Source organism: Defluviitoga sp. (assembly GCF_035349255.1).
Classification (GTDB): Bacteria; Thermotogota; Thermotogae; order Petrotogales; family Petrotogaceae; genus Defluviitoga.
This window is the reverse complement of the sequence record NZ_DAOPSE010000009.1, coordinates 1-15444: the sequence shown is the minus strand read 5'-3', so window position 1 is coordinate 15444 and position 15444 is coordinate 1. Positions and strand designations below refer to the sequence as shown.

Below are 15444 nucleotides of genomic sequence, written 5' to 3'. Positions count from 1 at the left end.
CACCTATGACTCTAAATCATCATCAAAAATAAAATCCTCATCATATTCTTCATATCTGCTTTCGCTTTCCTTTCCCACCTTTTTTACTGGAAAATTATTGAAATAAGAAAAGGGTACCTTTATTAAAATAGGTTGATTTTCTTCGATCACTTGTAAAGTTACTTCTTTAAGAAAAACATTAACAGTTACGACTTTTGCAGGTACGCCATCATACTCAATGATAGAATTCTCGTTTGGAACATTCTTCAATACTTCCTGATAAAAATCATTTTCGTATTTTAAACAGCAAATTAGTTTACCGCATCTACCAGAAATCTTTGCCGTATTTATCATCATTTGCTGAGTTTTGGCAAGCTCCATTTTAATAGAAGAGAAATCTCTGAGAAATCTGCAACAGCATGCTACTTGACCACAAAGGCCTAAAGACCCTATTTTTTTAACTTCATCCCTTATTCCAACTTGCTTTAATTCTATTCTTACTTTATATTTTTTTGCTAATATTTTAACGAGCTCTCTAAAATCTATTCTAATATCTGCCCCAAAAAAAATAATTAATTTTGATCCATCAAAAGTAAAACGTGACTCAAGTATTCTCATCTTGAGCTCTAGCTCTTTAGCTACTTGAGAAGCATATTCAGTAACTTCTTTAGCCTTTTCTATGTTTTGGTGCCATATTTCTTTATCTTCATCAGTTAATTTTCGAAGTATGGCTTTAGGTTCATAGCCCAAATCTTCAAATTTCATCATTCTTGCGCCTAATACTACCCTGCCAACTTCTATGCCATTTTCTGTTTGAACAAGCACATAATCCATCACATCTATTTTTTCTAAATCTAAAGAAGTACAATAATAAATATCGCCTAATTTTTCTACCTCAACCCCATAAACTTGAGCTTCTAGATCTATCATTCAGGTCACTCCTATTATTAATATTTTTAACTTTTAAAACACCTTTTAATTTTCAAAAAATGGCTGAAAATTTCCATTTCGAAATTAAAATTAGATACTTTTGCACTCATTATATTATTTAAATATTCAAGAGTATTAGTTGTTTCATTAATAGACAGTTCATACTTATTAAAACCAAAAAGATAAACAAGAGACTTATTCCAAAAAAATTTCCACTTTGATGAAACTTGAGAAACTAGTAGGTCTCTTAATAATACTGATCCTAAATAACTAATATATTTCAAAAAAGACAAAATTTCAATGTCATTTTTTATCTTCGAAATATTCTTCAAGAAAACAAAAAAATCTTTTTCAGATAACTGGTTAATAATTTCCCAAACTTTAAAATAAGCAAAAGTGATCATTATTTTGTTTTCAGAATTTGTTATTGGTAATTTCATTATTTCTATTATTTCAAACAAATTATTTTCATCAAAACTCAAAATTCTAGAAATTTTGTTTTTAGTTTCTTCCACATTATTCTCTTCGCTAATAAGATAAAAAAGCACATCAAAATCTCTGTATTTAAAAAAATCAAGAGCAAAAAAAAGCTCTTCATATTTATTTTGAACCTCTTCAACTACTTGATTTGTAAAAGGTATATCAAACCTAATAAATCTGCTTTTAATAGTAGGTAACAGATAGTTCCACTTAGATGTGGTAGAAAATATAATAGAAAAGTTAGGTGGTTCCTCAATTATTTTTAAAGCTGCATTAGCTGCTTCTTGAGTTAACTTGTCAATTTCTTCAATTATAATGATTCTTTCTTCCGAAAAATTAGGTTGATATAAAATAAAATCTTCTATTTCTCTTATTTTATCTATTTTTATGTTTCCTCCCTCAGGTTTAATGCATAAGACATCAAGCTTGTTTAAATTTGGAATATTATCTATTAAATATTTTAAAAAAATCCGAGAAACAAAATTATTTTCTGAAACAAAACAAATTGATGAACCTTTGAGATTATCTTTTACCTTTAAAATTTTATTAAGTGTTTCATTGAAGTACATTTTTGACAACAGCTACACCTTCCAAGATATTTTTATAAGATCTATTTCTTAGTTCATTTATAAAGATCCAATATTAAACCATTAATTTCTTCAATTGTTGAAGCATAGATAAGAGTACTTTTCTCTTTTTTTAAAAGAATATCAGTTAGCTCTTTTAATTTTTCATCAACTACCTCAGCTACCATATGTAATTTAGGGATAGAATTTTGAAAATCAACTTCACTTTTTATTATATACCATGATTTTTCTAACCTTTTTAAAAAGTTTCTTATCGAATCTTTATATTCTCTTAGATTAGAAAAAGTTGGAGATTTAACAAACTTATTTCCTTTATTAAGAACATCATCAATCAACAACTTTAATTCTTTTTCAGAAACCTGATTTTCGGTATTTACAAGAACATCAAAGAATCCATTTACCTGATTCTTTTCAGAAGATTCTATATTTTGCTTTTTTGATGATTTTCCTTTTTTACGTTTAACTTCTTTTTCTGTTTTTTTTCTGTTATTTAAAGGATTTATTTCCATACTAAAACTCCTATTTTAATAAAATCAAATAATATCTAATAAACTTAATAAAGCTTCTTTTAACTCATCATTTTTAAAAGTACCGTACAAATCCCCTTTCAAAAAAATAGCTGCTGAGGAATTTTTAGTACCAACAACTGCTATATCAGAGTATTTAGCCTCACCAGGACCGTTAACAATGCAGCCCATAACAGAAATGGTTATGTTTCTGTTCACTTTTTTCCCTTTAACCCATGATTTTACCTCATAAGCCAATTTTTCTACATCAATTTCTGCTCGTGCACATGTAGGACAGGCAACCACTCTGATTCCGTTTTCAAATCCAAGTAATACTAAAAGTTGCTTAGCAAGTTCTACTTCTTTAATAGGATTCCCGCTTATAGAAATTCTAATCGTATCTCCAATATTGTTGATAAGTAAAGATCCAATACCTACAGAAGACAAAACCGCAGCATCCTCATAGATTCCAGCTTCTGTAATGCCTATATGAAAAGGGTAGGGTACTATTTCTGAAACATATTTGTTTGCCAAAAAATTGTCTTTCGGATCGACTGATTTCATTGATATTACAATATCATAGAACCCCTCTCTTTCTAATAGTCTTACTTCTTTTAAAGCACTCTCAGCTAAAGCTTGGTGTCTTGACAAATGTCTAAATTCTTTACCAATAGATCCCGAGTTAGCACCTACCCTAATCGGTACCTTATATTCTTTCGCAACCTCAACAATTTTCCTAACCTTTTCATCGGATCCAATATTGCCAGGGTTTATTCTAATTTTAGCGGCTCCAGCTTTTATTGCTTCTATGGCTAATCTATAGTCAAAATGTATATCTGCAACAATTGGAACGATTGAATGCGTAACTATATTAGAAAAAAAAGGAATATCTCCCATATCTCTTACTGCTACTCTAACTATTTTTGCCCCAACATTTGCTAATTCATTTATTTGGCGTAATGTATCTTCAACATTTGTAGTATCAGTATTGGTCATACTTTGAATTACTATAGGATAATTTCCACCTATGTTCACATTCCCAACATTAACCACTTTTTCTGAAAACATTTTTCCACACCTTTTTAGAAAAATCTCATAATGTCATTGTAGGTTACAAAAATTACTAAGAAAATTAAAAACAAGAATCCTATTGTATTTACTATGGCTTCAACTTTTGGACTGACTGGCTTTCTAGCAATCAGTTCATAGATTGAAAATACTATTCTACCCCCATCCAAGCCAGGAATAGGAATCAGATTAAAAGCTCCCAAACCTATTGTTATTAACGCCATCAACTCTAAAATAGCTTCTAGCCCAAACTTGGCAGCTTCGCCAATAATTACTGACAAACCAACAATTCCTACAACATCTTCACTCCCCAATTTTCCAGTAAATAATTGGCCCAAAGATTGAAAAGTAAGTGTAATAAGGTAATTAGCCCAGTGAATAGGAACTGAGAGAAAGTCAAACCCTTTAGGTTTCCAATTAGGATATGACGGAACCAAAGCGCCAGGTTTTGAAATATCATTCAAAAAATCACCCTTAGAAATCTGTATCTCTGTAAAACCTGTTTCTCTCTCAATTCCAATAAATAAAATGTCACTAAATATTGGTTTGTATTCGTTATCTATTATATTTTCAGTCACGCTAAAAATTACTTCATCGAGGTTTAACTGTATCCTTGTAATCATCTTTTCCAAATCGACGGATTTCTCAATGTATACATCGTTTATGCTGACAATTTTATCTCCCTTTTTGAAATAATTTAAATCCTGATTAATTTCATTAGAAAAATATGAATAGGTTATACCAATGATGTATGTGGGAGGAGTGTATGAATAATATATCAAATTTCCTTTAAAGACTACGCCATTTTTTAATTGTACTTCTATTGGGTCGCCCACATCCATCTGCTTCATAACGGAAAAAATATCTTCTTCGCCGTTAATAGAGAATATTTCTTCACCATATAAGTTCAATTGATCCAGATTTTTAATATAATTTAACATAAACACAGCTCGATCTCCCACAAGTGTAGGAACTACATTAGTAACTATTTCTTCGTCATTCCTTATCAATGTCATTTCAAGAGGGTTTCCTTCAGAAATTTCCATTCCTAAAATCCCTTGATTAAAAATATATTTTCCATTAACTTTTCTAATAATATCTCCAGGCATTAAGCCAGCATCTTCAGCTGGGCTTCCTTGACTCACATCACCAATCACAACTTGAGGAAATCCATATAAACCAGCTATTCCTATAAAAATAAAATATCCCAGTAGGAACGAAAAAATAGGACCCGCAGCTGTTATTAATAGTTTCTGCCAGGGCTTTTTATTGTAAAACAAGGTAGGATCATCTTGTTTAGATTCTTCATCAAAAATTTCTTCTCCGCCTAATTTTACATAACCGCCCAATGGTATACAGTTAAAACGAAAAAGTGTTTCCTTACCAGAAATTTTAAAAATTGCGGGGCCAAAGCCTATTGCAAACTCCTCAACTTTAGTATTAAAAATTTTTGCGAAAAGAAAATGACCTAATTCATGAACAACGACCACTACAGATATTACTATTAAAAACCATATTATAGATATCAAAATAGACATATTTAGCCTCCAAAAAAAGTTATTTGGTCTTCAAAATATAGTCATTATTTCAATTGAACAAATAATATAATTAAAAGATGTTTTTTCACCCGCTTTGTGTAAAATTATATCATAAATACATTTCTTCTAAGTAATTTATCAGTTATATGTGTAGTCACCTAAATTAACAAAAACAGTGAAAATTTCTATTTGCTAACATCCAATAAACTTGTTTAGTTAGGTTTTGAAACTAGAAATTCACTCAATTAATAATCAAATGAATAAAAATTAAAGTTCACAATATTGTAAATTTAAAAATGAGAAATATTTAGTAAGAAGACTTAATAAAAATAAAATATAAACCAAAATATTTAAATGATAGATTATTGGGTGTGGGATTTTTGTTATGATAAAAAAATATCGTTCAAGTATTATATAATTATTTATTTGTACTGATCCATTTTATTGTTTTTATTAATTTCTGAAATAACTTTTTTTGCTACCTTTCTACTATGTTTATCCACTTTTATAATCTCATCCAAAGATCTAAACTCTAAAGAAATTGAGGGAGAAAACATTTTTTCAACTTCATTTACAGTTTTATATATAACCTCGTAGATATCTGTAAATTTTATTTCTCCTCTCAAGAAATTTTCCACAGCCACTTCATCAGCTGCATTAAACGCATTTTGCAAGATAGGATTACCTAAAATATCGAAGGCCAATTTCAGAGAAGGATATCTATTGTAATCAACCTTTTCAAATTCAATTTTCATATCAGCAAGAGAAGGTTTATTAAAATCATATCTTCTTTCAGGATAAGAGAGAGAAAAAGCGATAGGAACCTTCATATTAGGTATACCAAAATGCATTTTAAAAACTCCGTCGCAAAACTGAACTATTGAATGGACATGACTATCCCTATTAATCAATACCTCAATATTCTCTATGCCAAATAAATAATAAGCCTCAAAAACTTCTAATCCTTTATTAACCATTGTAGCTGAATCAACTGTTATTCTTTGACCCATTTCCCAAACAGGATGTTTTAAAACAACGCTAGGGGTAACACTTTCTAGTTTTTCAAGCGGTAGATCTCTTACTGATCCACCACTTGCAGTTAAAATAATTTTCTCTGGTCTCGTAACTTCTCCCAACAGTAATTGGAAAATTGCGCTATGTTCGCTATCAATCGGTATGATAATTTTTCCCAATTTTTTAGCGTAATTTAAAACAAAATTACCTCCACATACAATAGATTCCTTGTTAGCCAAACAAATCCTATCTGAAACATCTATTGAGCTAAGGGTATGTTTTACTCCAGAAAATCCGGAAGTAGCGATCAAAGAAATGTCTGCCTCACAATATTTAATGGCATTTTCAACAGCATCTAGCCCTTTAAAAATTCTGCATTCTTTATAGCTTTCAGGTAAATCGTATAGATCGTCAACAATCCCAACAGCTTGTAGATGATAGGTATCTATTAGATTTTCAAGATCATTCCAGTTAGAATATACGCTACCACCAATTAGTCTAAAATTTTCTTTGAACCACTGAGAATTCAGCACATCTAAGGTTTGTTTACCAATAGAACCAGAAACACCAGCAATAAATAAAGTTTTCAAGTGTAAACTCCTTTCTTTTTCATCGTTTATATTGATAAAATGCTATTTGAATTATACCAGAAATAGAAAATTTATTATAAATCTGTGATACAATTAAAATGTAAACTCTTTAAATAATTATGAGGTGTGAATAATGGGTTGCGGTAGTTTTCTAATAGAAAGTGCAAATTTATTTACCGTATTTCGTTGGAATAATACTCCAGCTATCATTAGGTTTACAGAAGCGGACAATATATATAATACTTTACTCCTTACATTATTCATTTTTTCTGATGAAGAAAAAACAAAGGTCGTTGAAATTCTTCATAATAAGATCTACGAAGCTATTCCGAAAATAATTCTTTCTGATATATCTTTAGAAACTAAGAATAAAATAGAAGAAAAAGGAAAGGACATTTGGGAAAAAACTATAACGCAAACTTATAAAGAATTAGAAAACACTTTAGATAAAAATCTAAGTCACAAATTACTAATAAAATATAACTTTGATCAAGAAACACAAAATAAAATTCGATTAATTAATTTATTTGCTTCCAGAAAAGAAGCATTAATTAATGAAAGGGTTTTTCCTGAATACTATGAAGAACCAAGAATTAAAAATGAAGAAAGAATCTCAAAAATAATAGTAAAAGATAAAAAAATAATAGAAGAAATGGCAGATGAACTGTTAAAAATATCATGCAGATTAGTAACCATGATTAGGTGGAACAAAAATCACAGAAATATTAAAAGTTCTGTTTCCTCTCATTCATTTCTAGTTTTTCTAATCGCATATATTTTAGCTTTATCGGTTGATTTAGATAAACATGAAATATATGAAATCATGGCTTGTGCTATCCTTCATGATCTTCCAGAAGCATTTACGGGTGATGTAATTAGTCCTACCAAAAGAAAGGTAGAAGGTTTAGAAGAAATAATAAGTGAAATAGAAAGAGAATTTGTCCAAGAGTGGTATAAAAGTAACATAATTCTAAGAGATATAACCTCGAAATTTGAAAAATATATCTTTTATCCTTTTCAAAATAACTACGGCAAATTCGTAAGAACAGCAGACTTACTTGCCGCACTCATAGAATGCTATTTGGAAATAAGTACCGGAAATCAAAACACATATTTCATTGAATCATTTAGTCGGCTAAAACAAGAAATAGAAGATATTTCTCCACTCGATGTCTCAGAAATCATAAAAGAAATAGAAGAAAACTCTTCTATCCACCTTTGACATATTTTTTTTCTCCGTTTGGAAGCTTAAATTTGACAACTACACCTTTTTTAGGTTTCTCATATCCAAAAAAGATTTTTCGAACATTTTTTTCATTAACACCGCATTCAGTACCTTCAACTGAAATATGTGCTTCAAAAGGATCTTCATTATATACAAAAACAGTTACTTCCTTTTCTTTCATTAAAATAACCTCCCCTAAAAAAGTTTTTTTGAATCTAAAAGCAGAGTTACTGGACCATCGTTGACGATATTAACTATCATCTCGGCTTGAAAGATCCCGCTTTCTACGTTTATAGGATAATTCATTTCCAAATAAGAAAGAAAATTATCATACATAACTTCAGCAACCTCAGGACTAGCTGATTCACTAAAAGAAGGTCTTCGCCCTTTTCTACAATCACCATACAATGTAAATTGAGAGACTACTAATAACTCTCCACTTTCTTCAAGAAGTGATTTATTCATCTTTCCACGATTATCCTCAAAAATCCTAAGATTAACAATCTTATCACTCATCCACTGAATATCATTTTCGTCATCTTCTTTACCTATCCCCAAAAAAACCAAAAGCCCCTTACCAATATTTGCTACTACCTCATCATTAACAATGACAGAAGATTCTCTAACTCTTTGAACAACTGCTCGCAAATAAATTACACCCTCCTTATTGAATATATACCGTTTGCATTTTGTAATTTGCTACAGACTAATTCAAGGTGTTTTAAATTATGAACTAATAAATATATTTTCAGAGTAAAAAAATTCCCGTCTTTATGCACCTCAAATTTTTCAATATGAGCTCCTTCGTTGTTTATAATATTTCTGATATTATTGATTATTTCCTTGTTTTCCACTTCTATTTTTAACATAGCAGAAAAATTACTTTTCCCAAATTCATTCCATTGTACGGAAATCTTTTTGGAATCAGTCAACTCTTCAATGTTTTTACAATCAGTTCGATGAATACCTATTCCTCTCCTACTAATTACACCGACAATCTGGTCTCCAGGAACCGGCATACAACATTTTGCAAAATAACATTCAACTCCATCTTCTCCGTCTATAATAATTGATATACTACTACTTTTCGCAACTTTTTTCTCGGCCTTCTTGCTTTTATCTTCTGTTTTACTAGGAGTAAATAGATTTTTAATGGTAACAGAACTTACTTCTTCTAACGCGAGCTTAATGAATAATTCTTCATCACTCTTTATATTGTATTTTATATAAAAACCAATGTTATTAAGTGTTTCTATCATTTCATCCATAGATATATTTACTTTCTTCGAAATCTCTCTAAATTTATCTTTTCCTCTTTCTATCAATTCCTGTTCGTTTTTCTGTCGATAAAATTTCTTTATTTTAGACTTCGTCCGTGGAGAATTTGCATATTTAAGCCAATCTATACTGGGACCTTGAAAATTGCGATTTATTAATATTTCAACTATATCTCCAGTTTGCAGTTTATAAGATATTGGTACTAACTTACCATTAACTTTAGCACCAGCAAAATGGTTCCCAATTTCCGTATGGACCGCATAGGCAAAGTCTATTGGAGTAGAATCCTTGGGTAAATGAATGATTTCACCTTTTGGAGTAAAAACAAATATTTCTTGAAAAAGTAAGTCCGTTTCTATGTCTTTCATTTCAAAAGCATTTTGTGCAATATCTTTGTGCAATTCCATCAGATTTTTCAAAAATTTTAACTTTTCAGGACTAACTCCTTCTTTGTAAATCCAATGGGCAGCTAAACCATATTCAGCTTCCTCATGCATCTCCCAATCTCTAATTTGTATTTCTAAAGGTTCGCCTCTATGAGTGATTATTGTAGTATGTAATGACTTGTAACCGTTGAATTTTGGTGTAGCTATATAATCTTTTATTCTGCCAGGAATAGGAGACCAAATCGAATGTATTATCCCTAGAGCAGCATAACAACTGCTCGTATCTTCTGTGATTATTCTTAAAGCAATATAATCGTAAATTTCATCAAGTGATTTACCTTTTCGTATCATCTTTTGCCAAATACTATAAAGATGTTTTGTCCTACCTTCTACGACCGCTTTAATCTTATGTTTGTTTAATTCTTTTTTTATAATTTCAGCGTATTCATTGAGTCTCTCTTCACTGAACTTAAGTTTTTCTTCAACTTTACTCTTCAAGGAGAAATATTTATCAGGATACAGATACATAAATGCTAAGTCTTCTAGTTCCTCTTTTATTTTGAACATTCCAAGTCTATGGGCAATAGGAGCATAAATTTTAAGAGTCTCTTCAGCTTTAGTAACTTGCTTATTCCTATCAACATATTCCAAGGTTCTCATATTGTGGAGTCGGTCAGCGAGTTTTACTATTATTACTCTAATATCTTCAGACATTGCAAATAACATTTTTCGAATTGTTTCTATTTTTTCTAAAGACTTAGTATCGCTCTCATTTAGTTTTTCATTAAGTTTTAAGTTACTAATTTTAGTAACTCCAGAAACAATTCTTGCGACATCAGCACCGAATTTTTCTTTTATTTCATCAATACTAACTCCACAATCTTCTACAACATCGTGTAGAAGACCGGCAACTATTGTATCTATGTCCAGCTTTAATTCTGCTAAAATTAAACCAACGGCTTTAGGATGCTCAAAAAAATCATCGCCAGAGTCACGTTTTTGACCCTCATGTGCTTTTTCAGCAAATTCATAAGCATCCTTTAGTTTGTCACGTTCTTTTTTAGAAAGTTTTCGATTCAAAAATCGTTCTACTTCTTTTTCGTATGTCTTCGGTTCAACTAACATCAAAGACACCTCTTTATCGAAAAAAATCGTTCTTAGTTTTCACTTCAATTATACCATAACCTTTAAATTTCTAAACTTCTAAGAATAATTATCTACGAATAATTATCTTTTTAGACATTAAAAATTTTCTTATTTACTATTTTATAATTTTATGATTAAATAATACATAGGATATTTAATTACTAACTATTGTTTTTAACTAACCCAATTTTTCTTTCGCTTCTAGATAAATTTAGCCATTAATATCCAATAAATAACTATTTAAGGATAATTAAACAAACTCTGTTATAGGAGGTCGGAACTATGAAAAAAATTAGCACTTTTTTTTTGCTTACCACTTGTTTTGTATTTAGTTTTTCTCAAACTTTAGTTATAAAAGGCTCAAACACCATTTTTCCAATTGTTCAACTATGGGTAGAAGAATTAAATAAAATTAATCCTCAATTACGTATTACTCTAGAGGGGGCAGGATCTTCAACTGGAATTACTGCTCTATTTAATGGTACAACAGATATAGCAAATTCAAGTCGATGGCTAAAAGAATCAGAAATAAAACGAATGCATGATGAAGAAAAGTACTTTATCCCAATTGTGATAGGCTATGACGGATTAGCAATTATTGTAAGCCCTGAATTAAAGATTGATGATATTTCGACAGAACAACTTGTAGGAATATATACAGGAAAAATTACTAGATGGAATCAAATTAATCCAAATTTGCCTAATCAAAGAATCGTAGCATACTCTAGAAATAGTGCGTCGGGAACCTATGAAACATTTGTCGAAAAAGTTTTAAAAGGTCAAAGAATGACCCCTAATGTTTTAATGCTCGAATCAACAAGTGCAGAGTTACAAGCCATAGCTATTAGCAAATATGCAATTGGTTACATCGGTGTTGGCTATGTAACCAACGATGTAAAAATCCTTTCTGTGAATGGGGTAATTCCAAATAAAATAAACATTTTAAATGGTACCTATCCTATTTCAAGACCGTTATTTATGTTTTTAGACGCTACTAATGGGTATCCTGACACTGGTCCTATAAAAGAATACATCACATTTGCTCTTTCAGAAAAAGGACAAGATCTTTTAGAGGAAGCAGGATATATCGCTGCGTATGGATATTAATTTTGTTAATCAAATATTAAAATCATGTGGGTATCAAAATAAAAATACGATAAATCTCAGACCAAGGAGTGTTAAATATGAATTGGAGAGATGTTAAAGATAGAGTTAACAAAACCATAATTTTTTTGTTTGCTTTTGTTGGAATAGTTACAGTAATAAGCTTATTTATTTTTATCATTAAAGAATCTATCCCTGCATTAACTCAAGTAGGTAAAGAGATATTTACAAGTATTTATTGGTATCCAACTTATGATCCACCAGAATTTGGAATGCTTGCTATGATCGTTGGATCATTAATATTGACAGGGTTATCTTCTTTATTTGTATTACCTTTAGGATATATTATATCTTTTTTCTTATATAACTATGCAAATTCAATCGAAAGAAGAGTTATAAAATCAACAATCGATTTGTTGTCTGGAATTCCCTCAGTAATAATGGGGACTTTTCTGTTTATATATGTCTCTCCTATTATAATGAAATTAGGAGCTTGGTCTCCTGGAAATCTTTTGACTGCCTCAATAGGTTTAACAATATTATCGTTACCATATGCTGCATCTTTGATGGAAGAATCTCTCTCTTCAGTGGATCAAAGTCTAAAAGAAAGCGCTCTTGCGCTAGGTGCAAGTAAATTTACGGCAGGATTCAAAATTGTTACTAAAGCTGCGTCATCTGGTATTCTAAACTCAGTTATTTTAACTGTAAATAGGGTAATAGGTGAAACAATCGTAGTTTTGATGGTATCTGGTGGAGCTGCTATCATACCAAAATCACTATTCGACCCTGTTAGACCTTTAACAGCTGCTATCGCTAGCGAAATGGGCGAAGTTTCAGTTGGAAGTTTGCACTATTCGGCTCTTTTTACTGCGGGTTTAATTTTATTAACAATTTCTTTTATTCTTACTTTAATATCAAAAACGGTAATAGGGGGTAAAGCAGAATGAAGAAAAAAATAAACGTTGATTTTATTGTCTCCTTAATTTTTAGAATAATAAGTTATATGACTTTTCTTGTCGTCGTCTTAATAATTTTTATAGTAATCGCCGACGGCGTGCGATATTTTAAACCGTCATTTTTTATTGAATATCCTAAAAAAGCAATGACCCAAGGTGGAATAGGTCCAGCCATATTAGGCAGTTTAATAATGATTTCATTAATATTACTTTTTTCCATTCCTTTAGGTTTATTGACAGGTGTCTTTTTATCTGAATATGGTTCAAAATCTTTTATTGGTAAGATCATAGATATTTCAGTGACTTCTCTTTCAGGAGTTCCTTCTATAGTTTACGGACTGTTTGGCTTAGCATTATTTTCCATCACTTTGGGATTTGGAACATCCATATTAAGTGGAAGCTTGACTCTAACAATTATGACCCTTCCAGTAATTGCTTCTTCAGTAAGAGAAGCTTTAGCCGCTCTCCCAAGGGAACTAAGAGAGTCTGCTTACGCCCTTGGAGCAAAAAAAACTGAAACTATTTTTAAAATATTGATACCTGCTGGAAAAAATAGAATAATAACTGCAATATTAATTGGCGCCGGCAGAGTTATTGGTGAAACAGCTCCAGTTTTATTAACTGGTGCAGTTTTTTACTCTACAAAATTACCAAAATCTCTGTTAGACCCAGTTATGACTTTACCAACTCATATTTATTTTATTACAATGTCATATGGAGCCGATGCACAATGGATGGCAAAAGCCACATCTTCTTTTTTATTAATACTTGTCTTAGTAATATATCTGATTGCATTCCAATTGAGAAAGGAGGAAAAAAATGTTTAACCTAACTGCTATAAGAGAACAAACAATATTGAACATAAGAGACTTCGATGGATGGTATGGACAAAAACAAATATTAAAAAACATTAATATGGATATATATAAAAATAAAATAAGTGCAATAATTGGTCCCTCTGGTTGCGGGAAAACCACGTTACTTAGAAGTATTAACAGAATTAACGACGAAATTTCAGATTACAAAACTTCAGGAGAAATTATTTTTGAGGGAAAAAATATTTACGATAAAGACGTTGATTTAACACTTTTGAGGAAAAAAATTGGGATGGTATTTCAAAAACCAGTGCCTTTTCCTATGTCCATATATGATAATGTAGCATTCGGATTGAAAATCCATGGTATCAAGGATAAAAGAAAAAGAGATGAAATTGTAAAGCTAGCATTAAAAAGAGCAGCTCTTTGGGACGAAGTAAAAGATGAATTAGATAAACCTGCAAGAGAACTATCTGGAGGACAACAACAAAGACTTTGTATAGCAAGAGCTCTAGCTGTAGATCCCGAAATTTTGTTGTTAGACGAACCTACCTCAGCTTTAGATCCTATAGCTACCCAAAAAATAGAAAATTTAATTGAACATTTATCAGAAGAGTATACGATAATAATAGTAACACATAACTTAGCCCAAGCTACAAGAATCTCTGACTACATGTATTTTATGTATCAGGGGGAATTAATTGAATGGGGCCCAACAAGAATTATGGTAAGAAGTCCTAAAAAACAACTTACAGAAGACTATTTAAATGGCAAAATAAGTTAATTTGAAGTTTATTCAACAAAATTGAGCTTAAATAAAAAAAATAAAATATAAGAAGGTGAATTTAATGGATCTTACGAGGTTTGAAATTGAACTAACTCAATTGAAAGGTACATTGTCCAAACTTTTATCTGAAGTTTTGAAGATGCTTGAAGATTCAATTTCTTCATTAAAAAACAAAGATTTAGTATTGGCTCAAAAAATCATAGCATCAGATGAAGAAATAGACGAACTAAATCGTCAAATTGAAGAATCTGTTTATCAAATTCTGGCGAGATTTAGACCTATGGGAAAAGATTTAAGGTATGCTATCACTATGATTAAATTAGCTAATGATCTAGAGAGAATTGGGGATTTATCTTGTAATATTGCTGAAAAAACCCAGCAATACGAAAATTACGATATAAATGAAATCTTAGAAACAAAAGAATTAAAACAAATGTTGAATGTAGCTGTTGACATGATAAAAGGAGCTTATAAAGCGTTTGAAGAGCGTGACGTAGACTCTGCAATCGAGATATGGAAGAGAGACGACATAGTTGATGCATTAGAAATTGAAGTTAGAAAAAGAGCTATAAACAGACTATCTGACCCAGATTTTAGTCAAGAACTAGTAGTTCCTTACATCCTGTTAGCAAGAGATATTGAAAGAATCGCTGACCATGCCACCAATTTATGTGAAGAACTCGTTTATATAGAAATAGGAAGAGAAATACTTTACATAGTTAGAGAAGAACAAGAAAATAAAAAATAACATTAACGCCTATTTTCTTACTTTCTTATTTTTATAATCAAACTTGTAAACATGAAACCATTGTTATTCTATTTATATCTTTATTCTTTCACTTATTATTAACCTAAATCTTTTTAGCATTGTAAATATTTTATTTTTTCAGTAATTGAAAGCTTAAACAAATTGTCTTAAAATCAAAAACATAATTTAGTAATTATTTATAGATTTTGTTTATGATAAACAAAATTATCGTTCAAGTATTAATGATCTTATAAAAACCTAATAGTTTAATTTTTGTTTGTTAAATAAATTAAAAAATTAAGATTTT

The 15444-nt window shown here is 30.3% G+C and carries 15 protein-coding genes; 6 read left to right on the top strand and 9 right to left on the bottom strand.

The genetic code is table 11. The annotated features are described in order from the left end of the window. Nucleotides 1-3 precede the first annotated feature (3 nt). The 6 genes from PKN74_RS03770 to dxr form a co-directional block, all read right to left on the bottom strand. Entirely contained in the window at nucleotides 4-909 is a 906-nt protein-coding gene (locus PKN74_RS03770) for a PSP1 domain-containing protein (RefSeq protein WP_472308758.1), read from the bottom strand. Between the two features lie 26 nt (nucleotides 910-935). After that, nucleotides 936-1958, bottom strand: coding sequence for a hypothetical protein (locus PKN74_RS03765; protein WP_472308828.1), 1023 nt, complete (start codon nucleotides 1956-1958; stop codon nucleotides 936-938). Between the two features lie 53 nt (nucleotides 1959-2011). Then, nucleotides 2012-2485: a YaaR family protein gene (locus PKN74_RS03760; RefSeq protein WP_472308756.1), complete on the bottom strand. Its 474-nt coding sequence runs from the start codon at nucleotides 2483-2485 to the stop codon at nucleotides 2012-2014. A 24-nt stretch (nucleotides 2486-2509) separates the two neighbouring features. Further along, on the bottom strand, nucleotides 2510-3550 hold the full coding sequence (gene ispG, locus PKN74_RS03755) for a flavodoxin-dependent (E)-4-hydroxy-3-methylbut-2-enyl-diphosphate synthase (protein ID WP_472308754.1): 1041 nt from the start codon (nucleotides 3548-3550) through the stop codon (nucleotides 2510-2512). A 14-nt stretch (nucleotides 3551-3564) separates the two neighbouring features. Next, a complete protein-coding gene (locus tag PKN74_RS03750) occupies nucleotides 3565-5088 on the bottom strand; it encodes a M50 family metallopeptidase (protein WP_472308752.1) in 1524 nt (507 codons plus the stop codon). Nucleotides 5089-5510: 422 nt separating this feature from the next. After that, nucleotides 5511-6692 (bottom strand): 1-deoxy-D-xylulose-5-phosphate reductoisomerase, encoded by a 1182-nt coding sequence (gene dxr / locus PKN74_RS03745; RefSeq protein WP_472308750.1) that lies wholly within the window; start codon nucleotides 6690-6692, stop codon nucleotides 5511-5513. A gap of 133 nt (nucleotides 6693-6825) precedes the next feature. Here dxr and PKN74_RS03740 point away from each other — a divergent pair, with 133 nt between their 5' ends. After that, complete coding sequence (locus PKN74_RS03740) at nucleotides 6826-7914, top strand: HD domain-containing protein (protein ID WP_472308748.1); 1089 nt, start codon at nucleotides 6826-6828, stop codon at nucleotides 7912-7914. Here the strand turns inward: PKN74_RS03740 and PKN74_RS03735 are convergent. From PKN74_RS03735 to PKN74_RS03725, 3 genes are read right to left on the bottom strand one after another with little or no spacing between them, the layout of a single operon-like run. Continuing rightward, on the bottom strand, nucleotides 7901-8098 hold the full coding sequence (locus PKN74_RS03735; RefSeq protein WP_472308746.1) for a hypothetical protein: 198 nt from the start codon (nucleotides 8096-8098) through the stop codon (nucleotides 7901-7903). The two genes, PKN74_RS03740 and PKN74_RS03735, sit on opposite strands and share 14 nt — an antisense overlap. Before the next feature lie 14 nt (nucleotides 8099-8112). Further along, nucleotides 8113-8565: a D-aminoacyl-tRNA deacylase gene (gene dtd, locus PKN74_RS03730; protein WP_472308744.1), complete on the bottom strand. Its 453-nt coding sequence runs from the start codon at nucleotides 8563-8565 to the stop codon at nucleotides 8113-8115. 5 nt (nucleotides 8566-8570) lie between these two features. Further along, nucleotides 8571-10706 carry a RelA/SpoT family protein gene (locus PKN74_RS03725; protein ID WP_472308742.1) on the bottom strand — a complete coding sequence of 712 codons (2136 nt, stop codon included), beginning with the start codon at nucleotides 10704-10706 and terminating at the stop codon, nucleotides 8571-8573. Between the two features lie 303 nt (nucleotides 10707-11009). Between PKN74_RS03725 and PKN74_RS03720 the strand changes: the two genes are divergently transcribed. The 5 genes from PKN74_RS03720 (at nucleotide 11010) to phoU (ending at nucleotide 15137) form a co-directional block, all read left to right on the top strand. Next, nucleotides 11010-11834, top strand: coding sequence for a phosphate ABC transporter substrate-binding protein PstS family protein (locus tag PKN74_RS03720; RefSeq protein ID WP_472308740.1), 825 nt, complete (start codon nucleotides 11010-11012; stop codon nucleotides 11832-11834). 77 nt (nucleotides 11835-11911) lie between these two features. Beyond that, a complete protein-coding gene (locus tag PKN74_RS03715) occupies nucleotides 11912-12778 on the top strand; it encodes a PstC family ABC transporter permease (protein WP_472308738.1) in 867 nt (288 codons plus the stop codon). Then, nucleotides 12775-13614: a phosphate ABC transporter permease PstA gene (gene pstA, locus PKN74_RS03710; protein WP_472308736.1), complete on the top strand. Its 840-nt coding sequence runs from the start codon at nucleotides 12775-12777 to the stop codon at nucleotides 13612-13614. Before PKN74_RS03715 ends, pstA begins: the two co-directional genes overlap by 4 nt. After that, on the top strand, nucleotides 13607-14386 hold the full coding sequence (pstB, locus tag PKN74_RS03705; protein WP_472308734.1) for a phosphate ABC transporter ATP-binding protein PstB: 780 nt from the start codon (nucleotides 13607-13609) through the stop codon (nucleotides 14384-14386). The genes pstA and pstB overlap by 8 nt, the downstream gene beginning before the upstream one ends. Before the next feature lie 64 nt (nucleotides 14387-14450). Continuing rightward, nucleotides 14451-15137: a phosphate signaling complex protein PhoU gene (gene phoU / locus PKN74_RS03700; RefSeq protein WP_472308732.1), complete on the top strand. Its 687-nt coding sequence runs from the start codon at nucleotides 14451-14453 to the stop codon at nucleotides 15135-15137. The last annotated feature ends 307 nt before the right edge of the window (nucleotides 15138-15444 follow it).

Bases quoted from the DNA above. Each gene is read 5' to 3' on its own strand.
- PKN74_RS03750 (WP_472308752.1), bottom strand. From the start codon at position 5,088: ATGTCTATTTTGATATCTATAATATGGTTTTTAATAGTAATATCTGTA.
- ispG (WP_472308754.1), bottom strand. From the start codon at position 3,550: ATGTTTTCAGAAAAAGTGGTTAATGTTGGGAATGTGAACATAGGTGGA.
- PKN74_RS03770 (WP_472308758.1), bottom strand. From the start codon at position 909: ATGATAGATCTAGAAGCTCAAGTTTATGGGGTTGAGGTAGAAAAATTA.
- PKN74_RS03765 (WP_472308828.1), bottom strand. From the start codon at position 1,958: ATGTACTTCAATGAAACACTTAATAAAATTTTAAAGGTAAAAGATAAT.
- PKN74_RS03735 (WP_472308746.1), bottom strand. From the start codon at position 8,098: ATGAAAGAAAAGGAAGTAACTGTTTTTGTATATAATGAAGATCCTTTT.
- pstA (WP_472308736.1), top strand. From the start codon at position 12,775: ATGAAGAAAAAAATAAACGTTGATTTTATTGTCTCCTTAATTTTTAGA.
- PKN74_RS03715 (WP_472308738.1), top strand. From the start codon at position 11,912: ATGAATTGGAGAGATGTTAAAGATAGAGTTAACAAAACCATAATTTTT.
- PKN74_RS03740 (WP_472308748.1), top strand. From the start codon at position 6,826: ATGGGTTGCGGTAGTTTTCTAATAGAAAGTGCAAATTTATTTACCGTA.
- PKN74_RS03760 (WP_472308756.1), bottom strand. From the start codon at position 2,485: ATGGAAATAAATCCTTTAAATAACAGAAAAAAAACAGAAAAAGAAGTT.
- phoU (WP_472308732.1), top strand. From the start codon at position 14,451: ATGGATCTTACGAGGTTTGAAATTGAACTAACTCAATTGAAAGGTACA.
- PKN74_RS03720 (WP_472308740.1), top strand. From the start codon at position 11,010: ATGAAAAAAATTAGCACTTTTTTTTTGCTTACCACTTGTTTTGTATTT.
- PKN74_RS03725 (WP_472308742.1), bottom strand. From the start codon at position 10,706: ATGTTAGTTGAACCGAAGACATACGAAAAAGAAGTAGAACGATTTTTG.
- pstB (WP_472308734.1), top strand. From the start codon at position 13,607: ATGTTTAACCTAACTGCTATAAGAGAACAAACAATATTGAACATAAGA.